Genomic DNA, 19,066 nt, shown 5'->3' with positions numbered 1-19,066 from the left:
TATACGTTAATTTTGTAGGAGAGAGGTATGCTGGTTATACCTTATACCTGTACCTGACTCGCTTATACCTGATAACCACCATGTCGCACACACCCGAAGGCATTTTAGAGCAGCTCAAGAAGCGGCAGTTCGCGCCCATCTACTTCCTGCAAGGCGAAGAGCCCTACTACATCGACCTGATTGCCGATTACATAGAGGCCAACGCGCTGCAGGAGCACGAGAAGGGCTTCAACCAGGTGGTGGTGTATGGCAAGGACGTGGATGTGGCCACGGTGCTGCTGCAGGCCAAGCGCTTCCCGATGATGTCGGAGCGGCAGGTGGTGATTGTGAAGGAGGCGCAGAGCATCCTCGACCTGGAGAAGGAGGAGGGAATGAGGCAACTGGAGGCATACCTACAGAACCCGCTCCCGTCCACTATTCTCGTCTTCTGCCACAAGCACAAGTCTTTGGACGGACGCAAATCGTTGGGCAAGGCGGTGCAGAAACACGCCGTACTGCTCACAACCAAAAAGCTCTACGAAAACCAGGTGCCTACCTGGATTAATGGCTATGTGAAATCCAAAGGTCTGCAGATACACCCGAAGGCGGTCATGTTGCTGAGCGAGTTCATTGGGGCCGATTTGTCGCGCCAGGCGAACGAGATAGATAAACTGCTCATCAACCTGCAGCCGGGCCAGACGATAGACGAGCGGGTGGTGCAGGAGAACGTGGGCATCAGCAAAGAGTACAACATCTTCGAGCTGCAGTCGGCCCTCATTGCGCAGGATGCCCTGAAGGCCAACCGCATCATCCAGTATTTTGAAGCCAATCCCAAAAACAACCCGCTTATACCGAACCTGAGCCTGCTCTTCTCCTTCTTCACCAAGTTGCTTTGCCTGCACCAATCCGCGGACAAGACAGAGTCGGGGGTGCGGAAGAGCCTGGGCAACCGAGGTTTTCTGGTGAAGGAGTACATGCTGGCGCTGCGGGTGTTTCCGCTGGGCAGGGTAGTGGATATCCTGCACCACATCCGGGTAGCCGACCTGCAGGTGAAAGGCATCACGGGAGGTGACATGAGCGAGGCGGATATCCTCAAAGAGCTTGTTTTTAAGATATTGCATCCCGTCCCCAGAACTTTAACATTTCAATAAATCGAAATTTAAGTATTCAGTGCAATATTTACCGCCTGACCCGCATTGTATAGGATGTGAGAGGGAATGCCGCAAGGGCCGTCACAGGTTTATGGGCGGAGGGTACGGTGGGTTGTCAATTTTTATTTAACTTTGAGTGGGGCATATCGCCTGTAGCGCATAAGGAGGCCGAGCACCTTCGGCCTCTTGAACAAGACACATGATTGGCTCCGAGAGGGGCAAAACGGAATAATATGAAGATAGCCTATAAAGTAGCGCTTGCATCGGTACTGGCTGGAGGGAGCCACATGGCTGTAGCCCAGCACACACAGGTATTCACCTCGGAGGAGAAGTACTATCATGAAGGCGTGGAGTTGTTTGACCGGGCCAAGTATGGGGCGGCCCAGGAAGCCTTCCAGAAGTACATCAACCTGATAGGAGACGATGCCAAGACGGCTGATGCGCAATACTACTACGCTCTCAGCGGCCTATACCTGCTGCACCCCAACGCCGAGCAGCTCATCCTGAACTTCACGCGCAAGTACCCTACGCACCCCAAAACGGCTTTGGCCAACTACGAGCTAGGTCTGTACTACTTCGAGCAGAAGGACTACAAGAAAGCCGTGGAACTGCTCGAGAAGGCGCCCACCCACCTATTGAGCATCAAGCAGAACAAGGAACTGGAGTTCCGGCTGGGCTATTCCTACTTCGCCACCAAAGACTTCAAGAACGCCAAAATCTGGTTCGACAAGAACAAGACCACCGGTTTCCGGGAGGATGAGCACCGCTTCGCTTATGCCTCCAACTACTATGCGGGCTATATTTCCTACCGTGAAGGCGACTATGCGGCCGCCAAGGCTGACCTGCTCATAGCGGAGAAGAACGAGGCATACGCCCAGATTGTGCCTTACATGATTACAGAGATTCTCTACAAGGAGAATGATGTGTACGAGGTGATTCGCTACGGCGAGGCAGCCCTTGCCAAAACCCCGAAGGTGCAGCAGGCGGATGAAATCGCATTGCTCGTAGGCGACGCCTATTACCAGCGGGCCGACTACAAAACGGCGGAGAAGTATTTCAGCCAGTTCGCCCAGGGCAAGCGCAAACTTGAACCGGTGATTCAGTACAAAATCGCGTTCACGGATTACAAAAACGGTAACTATAAAAACGCGATTGCCAACTTTAAAGAAGTAGCCCTCAAGAAAGACGCATTGGGGCAGAACGCGGCCTATTATCTGGGTCTGAGCTACCTGCGAGAGAACAACAAGCAGTTCGCGCTGACCGCTTTTGACCAGGCGCGCAAAAATGACCACGACAAAGACATCACCGAAGCCGCCACACTCAAGTATGCGCAGGTGAGCTACGAACTGGGCAACTTTAGGGAGGTGCTGGGCTCGCTGCAGACGTTCAACAAGGATTTCCCGGATTCAGAGCAGAGCGCGGAGGCCGACAACCTGCTGAGCGAAGCGTACTTCAACTCCAACAACTATCCGGAGGCCATTCGTCATATCGAGGCCATGCCCACTAAGAGCTACCGCATCCTGCAGACTTACCAGCGTGTGACCTATCACCACGGGGTGAACCTGTTCAACGAGGCGAAGTTCCCGGCAGCCGTGGCCATGCTGGACAAATCCCTGCAGTACCCATACGATAAGGAGATTACGGCCGCCAGCCATTTCATGAAAGGAGAGGCCTTCTCCATTGGGCAGCGTTATCCGGATGCCATCAACAGCTATGCAGCCGTGTTCCGCAACAGCGAGGCCCGCAAGTCTGACTACTACATGAAGTCCAGGTATGGCATCGGCTACGCCTATTATAACTCCAAGGAGTATGATAAGGCGATGCCACACTTCAAAGCCTATGTGGACGGGACCAATGCAAGCGACCCGAACCACTTCGATGCTATGGTGCGTCTGGCTGACCTGCACTACGTGAACAAGCAATACGGTCAGGCCCTTGGTCTCTACGACAAGGTGCTTGCTTCCAACTCTCCAGACAAAGACTATGTTTACTTCCAGAAAGGATTGGTGCAGAGCCTGAGCGGTAACAAGGAGCAGGCTAAGCAGAGTCTGCAAACGGTGGTGTCGCAATTCCCGAAATCCCGATATGCTGATGCCGCCATATACCAGCGCGCGCTCATTGATTTTGAGTCCGGTAACTACCAGCCAGCTGTGGCTGGCTTTACCAACCTCATCCAGAACCGTCCAGACAGCCGCCTGGTACCGAATGCACTGGAGAAAAGAGGTATAGCCTACGCCAACCTGGGACAACACGCCGACGCAGCACGCGACTACAAGCGCGTTCTCGACGAATTCCCGAACTCACGTTCTGCCAGTGGCTCCCTCTACAGCCTGCAAGAGGTGCTGGCTACTCAGAACCGCACCAGCGAGTTTGACGAATACGCGGCCAAGTTCAAAGCTGCTAACCCGGAAAGCAACGCCTTGGAAAGCATTGAATTCGAAGCTTCTAAGACCCTTTACTTCAATGAGAAATACAAGGAAGCGATTGCCAAGCTGGAGAACTACCTGAAGACATACCCGAACAGCCCGTTTGTGAGCGACGCCAAATATTTCCTGGCCGATTCATACCTGCGTGAGAACAACCGTGAGGCGGGTCTTACACGCATGAAGGCCGTAGTGGCCGAGAACAAGACGGAATACGTGAACCGGGCCATACAGAAAGTGGCGGATGTTGAGTTTGAGCAGGCGAACTATCCAGAGGCTATCAAGTACTACAGCCGCCTGCGCGACCTGGCCAGCAACCGCCGTGAGCAGCAGACAGCCCTGACAGGCCTGATGAAGAGCCACTTCCTGACAAATGACTATACCTCAGCCAAGCGCATCGCCAATGAGTTGATTAGTCAGGGTAATGCTGCCCTGCATGCCTACAACACAGCCTTGCTTTACAAAGGCAAATCAACCTACGCGGAAGGTAACCTGGACCAGGCCATGAAGGAACTGCAGGAGGCTGCCAATGCCGCTGCCGATGAAAACGGTGCCGAGGCACAGTACCTGGTGGCTGAGATTCTGTTCAAGCAGAAGAAGCACAAGGAGTCAGTGGATGCGGCCTATGCCTTCAACAATAAGTTCTCGAGCTACGACTACTGGCTGGGCAAATCCTTCCTCATTATTGCCGACAACTATGCTGCCCAGAACGAGATGTTCCAGGCGCGTGCCACGCTCAACTCCATTATCGAAAACTCACCAGAGGCGGAGATAGTGGCCGAAGCGAAGCAGAAATTGGCCAAGTTCGGCGGAGAAACAGGCAGCCCTGCTGACACCATACAACAGGAGGCGGCTCCAGCCGATACCTTGAAGGAAGGTAGTAGAAACTAACTCATCAGAATTCGCTGAACAGAAACATCATCATGAAGAATAAATTCAAAAAAGCCTCGCTCGCCTTAGTATTGTGTGTTGGGTATAGCTTTCTAAACAATGCCAGTGCGCAAACAACAGGCTGGGGCGAAGGCGCTAAGCTGGAGGATGCGGAAGTAGTTGTTGAAAAGGACCGCAAGATTGAATTGCCGCGTGCCAGCCGCAACTACCAGAAGTTCACCGTAGTTCCGCCCGAGCCCGGCGACCGCAACGTGCGTTACCGTTTCACTGATTACAAGCTGCCGGCACAAGACATCGACCTGCAAATGAAGGTGCTGACCATCAAGCAGGATGAGCTGATGAAACTGTATGGCAACTACATCAAGGCGGGCCTGGGCAACTATGGCACGCTATACCTGAAAGGGTACTTCCATAACAAGCGCAGCGATGTGGCTTCCTATGGGGCCGATGTGAGCCACATCACTTCTGCCAGAGGCCCTGTCGACAAGGGTAACTCGGCCGTGACGAACTCTGCCATCAATGTGCACGGCGAGACCTACCTGCAGGGCCTGACCGTTGGCGGACGCCTGGGCTATGGCCGTGACAAATATCATTTCTATGGCTACAATCCCATTCGGGAAGTGGCCGTGGACAAAGACACCATCAGCCAGGTGTTCAATCGCGTGAACGCGGAAGGCTATCTGCAGAACCATAATTCTGGTGCCCCCTTGCTTTACAAGGCTGGTTTGAACGTGAACTACCTCAACGACAGGTATGACATGCGGGAGACCAACATCGCCTTGAGCCTGGACAGTGAGTATGGCATTGATGAAGTGTCGGGCATCAAAGTGCTGGCGGACCTGTCGCTGTTGTCGCACAAAGATTCGACCACAGTGAGCCGCAGCTTCTTTAAATTACATCCTACCTACGAGCGCCAGATTAATTCCCTCCGGATTTCGGTGGGTGCCAACATAGCCCATACGGCTGACACGGTAAATGATGCCCGCAAGTTCAATGTATATCCAACCGTGCGTGTAGGAGTGGAGCCGATAAAGGATAACCTCTTGATTTACGCAGGTATAGGAGGTGATTTGCAAAGGGTTTCTTTATATGGCCTCACACAGGAGAACCCTTTCTTAGCGCCGAACGTGCGTGTGGCTGATTTGAACAAGGGTTTGGAGGTATACGGAGGTATGCAGGCTAATATTGCCAACTTTGTGCACCTGACCGGGCGCGTAGCCTATCAGAATTTCCGTAACATGTACTTCTACAACAACTCAGCGAGCGACTCCACCAAGTTTGATTTGGTGTATGACGACGGAGTTACAAATGTTTTCAATCTTTATGCAGAGGCCGTGTTCAATTATTCGGATGAGCTGCGCGTAGGATTAAAGGCTGATTATAATAAATATAGCACCGCCAGCTTAGAGAAAGCGTTCCACCGTCCGGAGCTGATGGGCAGCGTTTTCGCCACCTACAACTTCTATGATAAGATTCTGTTTAATTCAGAACTTTACTATATTGGGAGTTCATTTGGGCGCATAACCAGCCCGGATGGTACTCCTGTGCTAAGGGAAACCGACACCATCGTTGATTTGAATCTGAAGGCCGACTACCGGTTCTCCAACCGGTTCACGACTTTCCTGATGGTGAATAATTTGTTTGGTCAGAAGTACGAAAGGTTTGTAAATTACCCGAACAAAAGTCTGAATCTGATAGGAGGAGTCTCTTATTCTTTCTAAGCGCCCATGGTAGAAAAGCACATCAAGTCCCTGCTCTATAACCACGACTGCGTTATCATCCCTGATTTTGGGGGATTGATAACCCGTTATGTTTCCGCCAGGATACACCCGGTGAAGCATTCGTTGGTGCCGCCATCCAAGAAGATAGCTTTCAATGAGAAGCTGGTTCTGAACGATGGCCTGCTCATCAGCACGATTGCACACGCCAACTGTATATCCAAGGAGGAGGCGAAGCAGCTGGTGATGAAATTCGTGCACCAGGCCCGCACCCGGCTTGACGGCGAAAACCGCTTTGAACTGGGTGACATTGGCGTGTTCCGCTACAATGCCGAGCGAAAGCTGGAGTTTGAATATGTGGAGGCAGACAATCTGCTGGAAGCTAGTTTCGGGCTCCCCGAACTGGTGGCAAGGCCAATACGGCCAGAAGAACCGGCAGTACTACGCACGCTGCTGAAAGAACGTAACACAGAGCCGGTCGTTATCAAGCAGCCACTGCGCAAGCGCCTCAAGCGGGCATACAACGTGGCCGCTGGGCTTGCCTTGACTGGCTTGGTAGGCGCGGGCCTCTACATGCTGTCGCTTCAGACTGATTATACCAGCAGCAGCCTGAGCCCCATCTCCTTTATAGGTACTCAAAAGGTAGAAACAGAAAAAAGTGTTGAGCCCACAATAACGGCATTAGAGGAGGCTGCGGCAGGGTATGGCAACGCCTTTGTTTCACCGGCAGAGGCTGGTGAAGTGGAAATGGCTAGCAGTGGCGTAGCTACAACTGACGTGGACGCAGAAACCGAAACTTCAGAAGCTGCATCTCAATATGCTGCAATAGAAAACGTTATAGAAAATAGCGATGCTTCTAAAGCAAAAGAAGCTGTGGCCGTTGCGCCTGAAGTGAAGACGCCGGTTACGCAAATCAGTGGCAAAGACGGCCGCTTTTATATCATTACCGGTGGCTATAATCAGATGGACAATGCCGAATATAGCCGCCAGGAGATAGCTGAGAAAGGTCATGAGGCGAAGGTGCTGGTACCGGGCAAAGGCAGCAGGCTGTATAAAGTATCGGTTGCGGATTTTGCCACGCCCGAGGAGGCGCAGGCTGCTGCAAGAGAATTAAGAAAATCATTCGGAGAAACAATTTGGGTATTTAATAATTAACATGACATCTCTCTTATTACAGATTACAACTACCCCTTCTGACACGACAGCAGTTCTTGCAGAAGGGGCAGAAGCAGCAGAAACCTCTGTTTCTTTGCTAGATTTAGCCATGGCGGGTGGCTGGGCGATGATTCCGTTGGCGCTCCTGTCGCTGGCAGCCGTGTACATCTTCTTTGAGCGTTACCTGACGCTTAAGAAGGCCGCTAAAAACCCAGAGGGATTCAATGACCGCATCAAAAGCATGGTGTTGGCCGGTGACATCAATGGCGCAAAAATGCTGTGCGCCCAGACAAACACCCCAGTGTCCCGAATGTTGGGCAAGGGCGTGAGCCGTATCGGTAATCCACTAAAGAATATCGAGACTTCCATCGAGAACGTTGGCAAAATTGAAATCAGCAAGTTGGAGCGCAACTTGGCGGCCCTGGCCACCATTGCAGGCGCAGCTCCGATGCTGGGCTTCCTGGGTACGGTGACAGGTATGATTCAAGCTTTTATCGCTATTGCGCAGGCAGAAGGTTCTATCAGCCCGCAGTTGCTTTCAGGCGGTATCTACCAAGCCATGGTGACAACGGCAGCTGGTTTGATTATCGGCCTTCCAGCCTATGTAGGGTATAACTACCTTGTATCCAAGATTGATAATATCGTGCATGGTATGGAATACTCTTCCATTGAATTCATTGACCTATTACAAGAACCACAACTGTAAGCATGAATCTACGCTCAAAAAACAGGATTAGTGCCGAGTTCAGTATGTCGTCAATGACCGACATCATCTTCCTGTTGCTCATATTCTTCATGCTTACCTCTAACTTCGTGGCACCCACCGGTCTGCCTGTGAGCCTGCCAACCAGCAAGGCATCTGCCATTGTGATGCAGAAGATAAGCGTGACCATCACACCTGACTTAAAGTATTACTTGAACGATAAGGAAGTGGTCCTTTCAGATATTGAGCCACAGTTGGCAACACTTTTGCAGGGTGCTGATGAAGGCGTTGTGGTATTGCATGTTGACAAGAGTGTGCCGGTGGAGTATTTGGTGAACGTCGCCAGCATTGCCGCCAACCTTAACGCGAAAGTGACGCTGGCCACTGTGCCAGCAGAGTAAACAGAATAAGATGGAGATAGCACTGACAAAGGAAGAGGAGAAGAATAAGAAGATAGCGGCAGGTATAAGCATTACCCTGCACGCTATTATCCTGTTGCTTCTGTTCTATGTGCTCGTGTGGAATGGGGCTCCGGGCAAACCGGACGAGGAGATGGGAATTGAGCTTAACTTTGGCATGGATGCCGCAGGAAGCGGTGATGTACAGTCCAAGGCTACTCCCAATGAGTCCAAGAATGTGCAGGACAGCAAACCGGCACCCACTCAGCCCGACCCACTGCCTGAGCCGAAGCCCGTGGCAGCTGCCACACCAACTCCTCCTACACCTGCTGAGGCACCTAAAGTGGTGACCACTACTGCTGATGCCCCTGTCACTGTAAAGGAGGAAGTGAAGCCGCAGCCCAAGCCTCAGCCAAAGGAAGAGGTGAAAAAGCCGGTAGAGCAGCCGAAGGAAGAGGTAAAGAAGCCTGAGCCTGAAAAACCACGTTCGCTTTACCCCGGTAAACCTACTGAAAGCACTGGTACCGGCAAAAGCGGAACCTCCAACGAGGCAACCGGAAACAACAACGGGGATGACGCCAACAAAGTAGGCGACAAGGGTGACCCTGCCGGAACGCTTGATTCCAGAAACATGTACGGTAAACCTGGCGGCGGTGGCGGTGGCGATGGACTGGATATGGCCGGTTGGCGCTACGACGTATCCCCGAAACGCGACCCATACGACAACGAGACGGGCTTCATCAAGTTCCGCATCCGCATTGACGCAGATGGCAACCTGATTGCGGTGGAGCGTCTGGAAAGCACGGTGTCGCCGCATGTGGAGAAATGGTACAAAGACCAACTGCAGAAGACGACTTTCAGCAGGACAGGAGGCGGCCGAAGCACCTCAGGCGCAACAGGTACGGTGACTTTCGTGATTCGCTCCCGCTAATTTCTCTTTGTATTCTATGACTTATCAAGAGTGCCTTGATTACCTATACCAGCAATTGCCGATGTATCAACGCATCGGCAATGCTGCTTTTAAGAAGAGCCTGGACAATATCATCGCTTTATGCGATGCGCTTGGCCAGCCCCAGCACCAGTTCAAGTCAGTGCACGTGGCTGGCACCAACGGCAAAGGCAGCAGCTCCCATATGCTCGCAGCCGTGTTGCAAGAAGCAGGCTACAAAACAGGCCTCTATACCTCACCACATCTTAAATCCTTCACTGAACGCGTCCGCATCAACGGTGAGGAACTGCCTCAGCGGTACCTCATTGATTTCGTGGAGCGAAATAAGCCACTATTTGAGCAGGTGATGCCTTCCTTTTTTGAAATGACGGTGGCACTGGCGTTTAAATATTTCGCCGATGAACAGGTTGATATAGCGGTGATTGAGGTTGGGCTGGGAGGGCGCTTGGACTCAACCAACATCATACAGCCGGAGGTATCCCTCATCACCAACATCGGGTTTGACCATCAGGCGCTTTTAGGAGATTCCTTGGAGGCGATTGCAGGGGAGAAGGCGGGCATTATCAAAGGAAACACGCCTGTCGTTATCAGTACGAAGCAGTCCGAAGTGGCGCATGTGTTTGAACAGAAAGCAGCACAGGTTCATGCCCCTTTGTATTTCGCCACGGATGCCATTCAGGTGGAGCCTGTCGCACAGGATTTGCAGGGGCAGTTCTACCAGGTATACCGTCAAGGGCAGCTGTACCTGGAGCGCCTTGAATCGGATTTGGCAGGAATGTACCAGCAGTACAACCTTCCCGGTGTGCTCCAGACGCTTGCTGTTCTGCAGGAGAAAGGCTATACCATACCTGAGTCAGCCATTCGTAAAGGTATAGCGCATACTAAAACCATAACCGGTCTTAAAGGACGCTGGCAGGTATTGTCTGAATCCCCCTTAACTATTTGTGACACGGGCCATAACGCAGATGGAATTAAACAGATACTTCTGCAGTTGCAGGCACTGAACCCGACCAATGTGCACATGGTTTTCGGAGCTGTGAATGACAAAGATGTGACTTCCATCCTACAGCTTCTGCCAAAGAGCTATACCTATTACTTCTGCCAGGCACAGATTCCACGCGCGCTTCCCGTTGCAGAACTGCTGGAGAAAGCCAAATCCATTGGGTTGAGCGGGCAGGCTTTTGGAACGGTTGCAGCCGCTATAGAAGCAGCCAGGGGAAATGCGGCGCCCGATGAGGTTATTTTTATCGGAGGTAGTACCTTTGTGGTCGCAGAAATTGAAGAACTATAACACGTAATGGGAAGATCGAAATTAGAGAAGTTCGCAGCCATAGCCGAGCGCGAGAACGTAGTGGAAGCCGGTGATGAGCTGTACGGACAACTAGTAGGGAAGTGGAGAGAAGAGTTTTTTGGCAATGACAACCCGCTGGTACTGGAAGTTGGGTGTGGCCGCGGTGAGTACACTGTCGGAATGGCCCGCCTGTTCACCGAGAAGAACTTCATAGGTTTGGACATCAAAGGAGCACGCATCTGGAAGGGCAGCACCATGGCGCAAGAGGAGGACTTGGAAAACGTGGCTTTCCTCCGGACATTCATCGAGAACCTGGAAGAGAACTTCGCTGAAGGGGAAGTAGACGAAATATGGGTGACTTTCCCGGACCCGCGCCCCCGTGACCGCGACATTAAACGCCGACTCACGTCGCCTCGCTTCCTGGATTTATATGCTAGAATCCTGAAGCCGGGTGGCACCGTGCATCTGAAGACGGACAACCAGATGCTTTTTGAATATACCTTGGAAGTGCTGCAGGAACGGCAGCCAAAAGACTTACTCTATACCTCAGACCTATATCGATCCGACCTACAGGAGCATACAATGGGCATTTACACCACCTACGAAAGACGCTACCTCGAAGAAGGAATCGCTATCAAGTACCTGCAGTTCAAGGTATAGGTGTTTGTAAAGCAAACGAATTTGGCCTTACCTATAAAACAATGGCCCGCTACACTTTAAGTATAGCGGGCCATTGTTTTGTTGCTGAGAGACCTCAGGATTAATTTACTGATGCTATGGCAAACTGGGAATAGCTTTCTGAGCTGAAACTTGCGCCCGCATTTTCTAATTTTCTTCGATTTCCTCGAAAATCTCCTGAAGTTCATCAAAGTCTTTCAGGCCGGGCTTGATTTCGTGGCCGCCTCGCAGGCCGATGCCGGTTGGCTTCACCTCCTTCAGGATGGTGTTGATGTTGTCGCGGTGCAGACCGAAACCCAGGTATACCGGAAATTTTTTCGCCAGGTTTTTCAGGAACTTGGTGTTCGTGCCGTCGATGCTGTCAAAGTCAGTGGAGTAGATGAGGAAACTGTCTACCGATGGGCTGTAGAGTTCCATCATCTCCAGTAACTCGCTCTCAACGGTGTCCTTGTTGATGTACACCTTCTGGATGACTGGGCGGTTGATTTCCTCTATCTCGTCGATAAGGTATGGCGTGTCGAGTTGGATGTAGTCCAGTCCGAAGTCATCGGCATACTGGTTGATGATGTCAGGCTTCGCCCGCTCAAACTCGCCGGCTAGCTTCACGCCGGATATCCATCCCACGATTTCCTTTAATGTCTCAGAAGACATGCGGTCCGCGGCATCTAGTTTCAGGTTGAACCCGATGATGTCAACACCCATTCCGGCGCAATAGCGCGCGTCACTCAAATTATTTATACCGTTTACTATCACGGAGGTACGTAAGCCCATAGCAATCTATTGTTTAATGTTACCCGCAGGTAAGGTTAGATGGTTCGAGTTTCAAAGTAAGTCCCAAATTGGGTACAAAGCCATTTTTTTGTGCTTTTTTTTGCATAACAACGAAGCAAGTCAGAACGTCCGTATGTACGCTCGGTCCAATATTTGGGTGGCTGAATCTTTATTACTGGTGCTATGTTACTATCTTTGTAGAAAATTTATATTCGATCATCCTTACATTTTATAAAATAGATGAGTAAGTTAGGAAGGGTATTGGTAGCCATGAGCGGGGGCATCGATAGTTCGGTGGCGGCAGTGATGCTGCACGAGCAGGGATACGAAGTGGTGGGCATGACCATGAAGACCTGGGACTATGCCTCCAGCGGGGCTAGCAAGAAAGAGACCGGCTGCTGCAGCCTCGATTCCATCAACGATGCCCGCAACATTGCCGTTCAATTGGGTTTTCCGCATTATATCATAGACATACGTGAAGAGTTTGGCGATTTCGTCATCAACCACTTCACCGATGAGTACATTGCTGGCCGCACGCCCAACCCCTGTGTACTGTGCAACACGCACATCAAGTGGGATGCGCTGTTGCGCCGAGCCGACCAATTGGGTTGTGATTTCATCGCCACCGGGCATTATGCCAACATCCGCGAGGAAAACGGCCGCTATGTGATTTCAAAAGGACTTGATGAGAACAAAGACCAGTCGTATGCGCTTTGGGGGATTTCTCAGCAAAGCCTGAGCCGCACGATTTTCCCGTTGGGTAAACTGCGCAAAACCGAGATTCGGCAGATGGCAACAGACCGTGGCTTCACGGAACTGGTGAACAAGCCAGAGTCCTACGAGATATGCTTTATACCTGACAACGATTACCGAGGCTTCCTGAAGCGCCGGGTAGAAGGGCTGGAGGAGCAGGTAGCCGGAGGCGAGTTCGTTCTGGAGGACGGCACGGTGGTAGGCAAGCATGAGGGCTATCCGTTCTATACCATTGGGCAGCGCAAAGGCCTGGGTATAGCCTTGGGATTCCCGGCCTATGTGACGCGAATCGAGCGGGAGACAAACCGGGTGATACTGGGCAATTACGAAGACCTGGCAAAGAATGCGATGACGGTCGGTAAGCTGAACATGGTGAAGTACGACAACCTGATTGGTCAACCTATACCTACGGTGACGAAGGTGCGTTACAACGACCCAGGTACGGAGGCCATCATTGAGCAGGAGGGAGACAAGATGAAAGTCCACTTCCTCAGCGGGGTGCATGCCATCGCGCCAGGGCAGGCGGCCGTTTTCTACGAAGGCAACGATGTAGTGGGTGGCGGCTGGATTGAATCGAACTATAATTCAGATTATAACCTGAACGTGCTACAATAATGAGGAAAGCGCTGTTGCTTTTGGTCGTGCTGGCTGGTTTTCTGGCCGGGTGTGAGAACAAGTACAAAGACCCGGACCCGCAGGCCATGGGCTACGAATACTTTCCGCTGGAAATCGGGGACTACCGCATCTATGATGTGACGGACATCCGGTTCACCAGTAACGTGGGGGACACAACCCGTTTCCAGATGCGGGAGCGGGTGGATACCAGCTTCACTGACCAAACGAACCAGCTTGTTTACAAAGTAGTGCGGTCCATCCGCTTCAACCCAAACAGCGCCTGGATAGATGACTCTGTGTTGGTGGCCGCAAAACTGGATAACATGGTGCTCCTGACGAAGAACAACACCAAGTATGTGAAGCTAGTTTTTCCGGTGAAAGAAGGAGGCGAATGGATAGGAGACTTGTACAATGACCGTATTGCGGGAGGTGGTAGACAGTCTAAAATCAGAAATGATAAAGAAGTGTATACCTATTCTAGTGTAGGACGTCCGTACCAAGAGTGGGGATTAAATTATCCTAACACTATAACTGTGTCTCAAGATAGTACCAGTTCTACAGTTATCTATGACAAACGACAGGAGGTATATGCTGAAGCAGTAGGCCTAATATACCGACTGGCTAATAGACTGAGGTACTGCGAAGACACAGAGTCTAAGCAATGCTCTTATGGAACCGATTATATAGTATCTGGCCACGAACGCCACGAAGTTCTCGTATCACACGGTAAAATGTAAAAGCCATGCGACTTCTGCTTCTCTATACTTGCTTGCTGTTGACGGTTTCACTCGCCAAAGGACAATCAGGCAGTGGGCCCGGCCAGGAGGAGCAGAAGCACTTGGTTTATTTCAAGGACAAGGCTGACTCACCTTTCTCTACAGACGCAGCCACACAATTCCTGTCCTCAAAGGCCATTGAGCGCCGCAGCAAGCAGGGTATACCAGTAGTTCCCCGCGATTTTCCGGTTAACCCACAGTACGTGAAAGGTTTGCAAGACCAGGGGGCAAAGGTGTTGTATACCTCCCGCTGGTTCAATGCTGTTATGGTGCAGTGTTCCACTGAGAAATTGGCTGAACTGCAGGCACTTCCTTTTGTCCGTTCTTCCCAGACCCTAAATCGGCTCGCCAATACGACCTCGCGCAAGAGTGGAACGCAATCAGCGGACAGCATGGAGATGACCATCATCGCCCCCGAGGCCAAGGAGTACGGCCTTGCTTTCCATCAGGCGAACATGTTGGGTGTTCCTGCCTTACAAGCCGCGGGTTACAAAGGCGAAGGTATAGCCATTGCGGTTTTGGATGCTGGCTTCCCGGGAGTGAATTCGGCAACCCCTTTTGCGCATCTGCACGAGAACAATCAAATCAAGGCTACTTTCGATTTTGTGACGAGGAAGCAGGATGTTTATAGCAGTAGTTCCCACGGCACCTCTGTACTCTCGACCATGGCAGCCTACGAGCCAGGCAAACTGATTGGCACCGCCTACAAAGCGGACTACTATCTTTTCCGGACAGAAGATGCCGCCACAGAGCACAACATAGAGGAAGTGAACTGGCTGTTGGCGGCAGAGTTTGCCGACAGTGCCGGTGTGGATGTTATCAACTCCTCCCTCGGCTATACCTTGTTCGACTCCCCATCCTACAGCTATACCTACGAGGAACTGAACGGCAACACCTCGATTGTGACGCGTGCTGCTGATTATGCTGCCGCCACAGGTATGCTGGTGGTGGTGAGCGCCGGCAACGAAGGCAACAAACCTTGGCGCTATGTGTCTGCCCCCGCCGATGCGGATTCGGTGCTCACTGTTGGGGCGGTGGACTCACTGGCGAATCGTGCGACGTTCAGCTCTATAGGTCCTACTGCCGACCAACGCATCAAACCTGACGTGGTGGCGATGGGGCAGCAGGCCTATGTACTTACGCCCTCCGGCGCTTTGGTAAGGTCAAACGGCACTTCCTTCTCCGGGCCCATTATGGCAGGTATGGTTGCTTGTCTGTGGCAGGCCAACAATACCTTATCGAACATGCAGCTGCTGCAATTGGTACGGCAGATGGGCAGCAACGCCAGCAACCCTAATAACAACATAGGGTATGGTGTGCCGCATTACAATGAGACGGTTACGGGCCTGCCGGAATTCGTGAACGATGGCATTGCCATCTCCAACCCCGTCACCGAACAAGACATCGTGTTAACCATGGGGGAGAGCTGGCAGAAGGCACAGAGCGTGGTGCAGGTGTTCGACGCGACAGGCAAGCTCCTGTTGAAACAGAACCTGCCGTCCAACAACAGGAGCCATGTGCTCCAACTGAGGCCGGGGAGGTTGAAGCGGGGCGTATACCTGTGCCAGGTGACTTCTGGCGAGCAGCGCATCACCTTGCGCTTCGTTAAACTCTAAAGCTGTAGGAATAGCTAGGGCCGATTCTATCTTAATTTCTATATTTGTTTCATGAAACCAATTATAGCCCCTTCTGTACTCGCTTCTGATTTCGCCAACCTGCAATCGGAGGTAGAGATGCTCAACCAGAGCCAGGCCGACTGGCTGCACATCGACATCATGGACGGCCGTTTTGTGCCCAACATCTCCTTCGGTTTTCCGGTGCTGCAGGCCATACAGCGCCATGCTAAAAAGCCACTGGACGTGCACCTGATGATTGTGGAGCCGGAACTGTACATTGAGCAGTTCAGAGCAGCGGGAGCCGAAATCATTTCCGTGCACCTGGAGGCCTGCAACCACCTCCACCGCACCATCCAGCAAATCAAAGCCACTGGCGCAAAGGCGGGCGTAGCCCTCAATCCCCATACCTCCGTGCAACTCCTCGATGATGTGATTTCCGATGTGGATTTGGTGTGCCTGATGTCCGTGAATCCAGGCTTCGGGGGGCAGAAGTTCATCGAGAATACGTACCGAAAAATAGAATCACTGAAGAACCTCATCATAGCACGCAACTCACAGGCGCTGATAGAGATAGACGGAGGCGTCAACCAGCAGAACGCACCGCTGCTCCTCGAGAAAGGCGCTGATGCTCTGGTGGCCGGCAGCTTCGTGTTCAGCTCATCAGACCCGCTGCAGACCATCGCCAATCTGAAAAACCTATAAACCCACTTGGCCTCTTCTATGCTACGATATCTATTGGTATGGCTGCTTTTGTTGCTGCCGGCAGCTGTTGTAGCACAGCAGGGAGTTGTGTCGGGTACTGTACTAGATGATAAACGGCAGCCGCTGGAACTCGCCACCATCGGGGTACAGGGCTATACCTTGGGCGCCCAGACGGATGCACAGGGAAAATACCGCTTGCAGCTTCCTGCCGAAAAAGAGCTGGTGCTGGTGGTGCGCTACCTCGGTTTCAAAGTGCAGGAACGCACGGTTCGGCTGCAGCCAGCGCAGGAACTGAACCTGGATTTTATACTAGAGCCCGACCCGCAACAACTCCGGCAGGTCGATGTGCGTGGCAAAAACGAAAATGATACCCGTGAGCAGGTCAGCGTCACCCGGCTGGACCCGACATTGACCAAAACATTGCCTTCCGCCTTCGGGGACTTCAGCAAAATACTGGTCACGCTGCCCGGCGTATCGAGCAACAACGAACTCTCCTCTACCTATTCGGTCAGAGGCGGCAACTATGACGAGAACCTGGTCTATGTCAACGGCATCGAGATTTACCGGCCTTTCCTGATTTCGGCGGCACAGCAGGAGGGACTCAGCTTCGTGAACCCGGATTTGGTGGGTAATATCGAGTTCTCGTCCGGTGGCTGGCAACCCAAGTATGGCGACAAGCTTTCCTCGGTACTCAGCATACAGTATAAGCGCCCGACCGGTTTCGCCGCCTCCGTCACAGGAAGTTTGACGGGTGGCGCCTTGCATCTGGAGGAGGCGTCAAAGAACAAGAAAGTATCTTACCTGCTCGGGTTGCGCCACAAAAACGGTCAATACATGTTACAGGGGCTGCAGGTAGATGGCCAGTACCGCCCAAATTTCACCGATGGCCAAGCTTACATCAGTTTTGATTTGGGCAAAGAGCCGGAGCGTACCACCTTAGGTATACTGGGCAGCTATGCTCGTAATGATTTTTTGGTCAAGCCGGAGTCGCGTACCACCACCTTCGGAACCCGGCAGACGCCTTTGCGTCTGCTCGTAGGCTATGATGGGCAGGAGAAGATGGAGTATGAAACATACCAGGCGGGAGCCAACCTCTCGCACCAGGTCTCCGATAAGCTCCTGACAGAATTCATCTTATCCGGAGTGCACTCTCTGGAGCGGGAGTTCCGGGACATAGAAGCCGCATATAGGCTCTGCGATGTGAACACGCTGGGCCGCAACGACATGGGCGAGTGCCTGCGCGACAGAGGGATTGGCAGCCAGTTTGACCATGCCCGCAATGCGCTCAAAGCCATGGTCCTGACAGCCGAAACACGCAATACCTGGCGCATCAACTCCCGCAGCACGGTGTTGGCAGGGGCCAGAGCAAGCCTGGAGCGGATTGAAGACCGGTTGGCCGAGTATGGCTTTGTGGATTCCTCTGATTTTGTGACGCCCAGCTATTACCTCAGTTCCGCGCTCAACCTAAACACGCAGCGCTATAACGCCTATGTGCAGCATACCTATGAGTTGGATTCTCTCAAGACGATTACCTACGGCTTCCGGGCAAGTTACTGGGATTACAACAGAGAGCTCATTATTACCCCACGCATTCAGTATTCCTTCATCACCCGCCGCAACCCCAATCTGTCATTCAAGGCAGCCATTGGCTTGTATTACCAACCGCCATTTTACCGGGAGCTGCGCAACTTTGAGGGGGAACTGAATCCGGAACTGAAAGCACAGCGCTCGGTGCATGCCGTGGTTGGCAGCGATTACCTGTTCAAAGCCTGGGGCCGCGACTTTAAGCTGACCTCAGAGGCGTATTACAAACACATGACAAACGTCATCCCTTACGATTTGGACAATGTGCGCTTACGCTACTACGCCCGCAACAACGCCAAAGCCTATGCGGCCGGTTTTGATGTGCGCGTCAACGGGGAGTTCATAAAGGGAGCGGAGTCGTGGCTGAGCCTGGGTATACTCACTACCAAGGAAGACCTGCAAGGTGACTCTACGCAGGTAAACAGTGATACAGGAGAAGTGCTGGGCAAAACACCCCGGGGCTACATGAGCCGCCCGACGGACCAACTGCTGAATGTAGGGGTGTTCTTCCAGGACCACCTGCCCGATAACCCAACCATCCGGATGTACCTGAACCTGGTGTATGGCAGCGGCCTTCCGTTTGGTCCGCCGCGCAGACCCGACTTCCGCAACGCCTTCTCCGGAAAATCTTACAAGCGAGTCGACATTGGCTTCTCCAAGCTGATTGCCCTTGGAGACGAACTCACAGCCCGCAACAAGGTGTCAATGGAAAGCCTTTGGATAGGCCTGGAGGTGCTCAACATCATTGACGCCAAAAACAGGATTTCCTACAGCTACGTGAGCGATGTGAATGGTATCACCTATGCCGTACCTAACTTTCTGACGGGTAGACGCTTAAACTTGCATTTCATTGCAAAATTCTAATCCGCTCTACCTGAAAAAGCTGCGGGGGTGCAAGAATCATATTGCTCCC

Annotated in this window: 15 protein-coding genes; 14 read left to right on the top strand and 1 reads right to left on the bottom strand. The window is 52.3% G+C overall.

Features of this window, described 5'->3' with window-relative positions:
• Positions 1-80: 80 nt before the first annotated feature.
• The 9 genes from holA to trmB all read left to right on the top strand — a co-directional run bounded on the left by holA (position 81) and on the right by trmB (position 11,318).
• On the top strand, positions 81-1,130 hold the full coding sequence (gene holA / locus B051_RS0110015; RefSeq protein ID WP_018478068.1) for a DNA polymerase III subunit delta: 1,050 nt from the start codon (positions 81-83) through the stop codon (positions 1,128-1,130).
• Between the two features lie 233 nt (positions 1,131-1,363).
• Complete coding sequence (locus B051_RS0110010; RefSeq protein WP_018478067.1) at positions 1,364-4,444, top strand: tetratricopeptide repeat protein; 3,081 nt, start codon at positions 1,364-1,366, stop codon at positions 4,442-4,444.
• 32 nt (positions 4,445-4,476) lie between these two features.
• Positions 4,477-6,165 carry a TonB-dependent receptor gene (locus tag B051_RS0110005; protein WP_018478066.1) on the top strand — a complete coding sequence of 563 codons (1,689 nt, stop codon included), beginning with the start codon at positions 4,477-4,479 and terminating at the stop codon, positions 6,163-6,165.
• Positions 6,166-6,171: 6 nt separating this feature from the next.
• Complete coding sequence (locus B051_RS0110000) at positions 6,172-7,317, top strand: HU domain-containing protein (RefSeq protein WP_018478065.1); 1,146 nt, start codon at positions 6,172-6,174, stop codon at positions 7,315-7,317.
• Between the two features lies 1 nt (position 7,318).
• Positions 7,319-8,023 (top strand): MotA/TolQ/ExbB proton channel family protein, encoded by a 705-nt coding sequence (locus B051_RS0109995; protein ID WP_033316773.1) that lies wholly within the window; start codon positions 7,319-7,321, stop codon positions 8,021-8,023.
• Positions 8,024-8,025: 2 nt separating this feature from the next.
• The gene (locus B051_RS0109990) at positions 8,026-8,421 is read left to right on the top strand and encodes an ExbD/TolR family protein (RefSeq protein ID WP_026236314.1); all 396 of its coding nucleotides are present in this window, start codon (positions 8,026-8,028) and stop codon (positions 8,419-8,421) included.
• A gap of 10 nt (positions 8,422-8,431) precedes the next feature.
• Complete coding sequence (locus B051_RS0109985; RefSeq protein ID WP_018478062.1) at positions 8,432-9,349, top strand: hypothetical protein; 918 nt, start codon at positions 8,432-8,434, stop codon at positions 9,347-9,349.
• 16 nt (positions 9,350-9,365) lie between these two features.
• Entirely contained in the window at positions 9,366-10,658 is a 1,293-nt protein-coding gene (locus B051_RS0109980) for a bifunctional folylpolyglutamate synthase/dihydrofolate synthase (RefSeq protein WP_026236313.1), read from the top strand.
• A gap of 6 nt (positions 10,659-10,664) precedes the next feature.
• Complete coding sequence (trmB, locus tag B051_RS0109975; protein ID WP_018478060.1) at positions 10,665-11,318, top strand: tRNA (guanosine(46)-N7)-methyltransferase TrmB; 654 nt, start codon at positions 10,665-10,667, stop codon at positions 11,316-11,318.
• A gap of 165 nt (positions 11,319-11,483) precedes the next feature.
• On the opposite strand, the gene trpF is transcribed toward trmB, so the two are convergent.
• Positions 11,484-12,107 (bottom strand): phosphoribosylanthranilate isomerase, encoded by a 624-nt coding sequence (gene trpF / locus B051_RS0109970; RefSeq protein ID WP_033316772.1) that lies wholly within the window; start codon positions 12,105-12,107, stop codon positions 11,484-11,486.
• A gap of 240 nt (positions 12,108-12,347) precedes the next feature.
• Here trpF and mnmA point away from each other — a divergent pair, with 240 nt between their 5' ends.
• Genes mnmA through B051_RS0109945 form a run of 5 tightly spaced genes read left to right on the top strand, consistent with a single transcriptional unit; the run spans position 12,348 to position 19,017 of the window.
• Complete coding sequence (mnmA, locus tag B051_RS0109965; protein ID WP_026236312.1) at positions 12,348-13,475, top strand: tRNA 2-thiouridine(34) synthase MnmA; 1,128 nt, start codon at positions 12,348-12,350, stop codon at positions 13,473-13,475.
• The gene (locus tag B051_RS0109960) at positions 13,475-14,212 is read left to right on the top strand and encodes a hypothetical protein (protein WP_018478057.1); all 738 of its coding nucleotides are present in this window, start codon (positions 13,475-13,477) and stop codon (positions 14,210-14,212) included. The genes mnmA and B051_RS0109960 overlap by 1 nt, the downstream gene beginning before the upstream one ends.
• A 5-nt stretch (positions 14,213-14,217) precedes the next feature.
• Positions 14,218-15,867: a S8 family serine peptidase gene (locus B051_RS0109955; protein WP_026236311.1), complete on the top strand. Its 1,650-nt coding sequence runs from the start codon at positions 14,218-14,220 to the stop codon at positions 15,865-15,867.
• Positions 15,868-15,918: 51 nt separating this feature from the next.
• On the top strand, positions 15,919-16,569 hold the full coding sequence (gene rpe, locus B051_RS0109950; RefSeq protein ID WP_018478055.1) for a ribulose-phosphate 3-epimerase: 651 nt from the start codon (positions 15,919-15,921) through the stop codon (positions 16,567-16,569).
• Between the two features lie 18 nt (positions 16,570-16,587).
• Positions 16,588-19,017, top strand: a complete 2,430-nt coding sequence (locus B051_RS0109945; protein ID WP_033316771.1) for a TonB-dependent receptor — start codon at positions 16,588-16,590, stop codon at positions 19,015-19,017.
• Positions 19,018-19,066: the final 49 nt, after the last annotated feature.

Source organism: Pontibacter roseus DSM 17521, assembly GCF_000373265.1.
Taxonomy (GTDB): Bacteria; Bacteroidota; Bacteroidia; order Cytophagales; family Hymenobacteraceae; genus Pontibacter; species Pontibacter roseus.
Note: the sequence above shows the minus strand (reverse complement) of the source record. Positions and strands in the feature narration are given on the sequence as shown.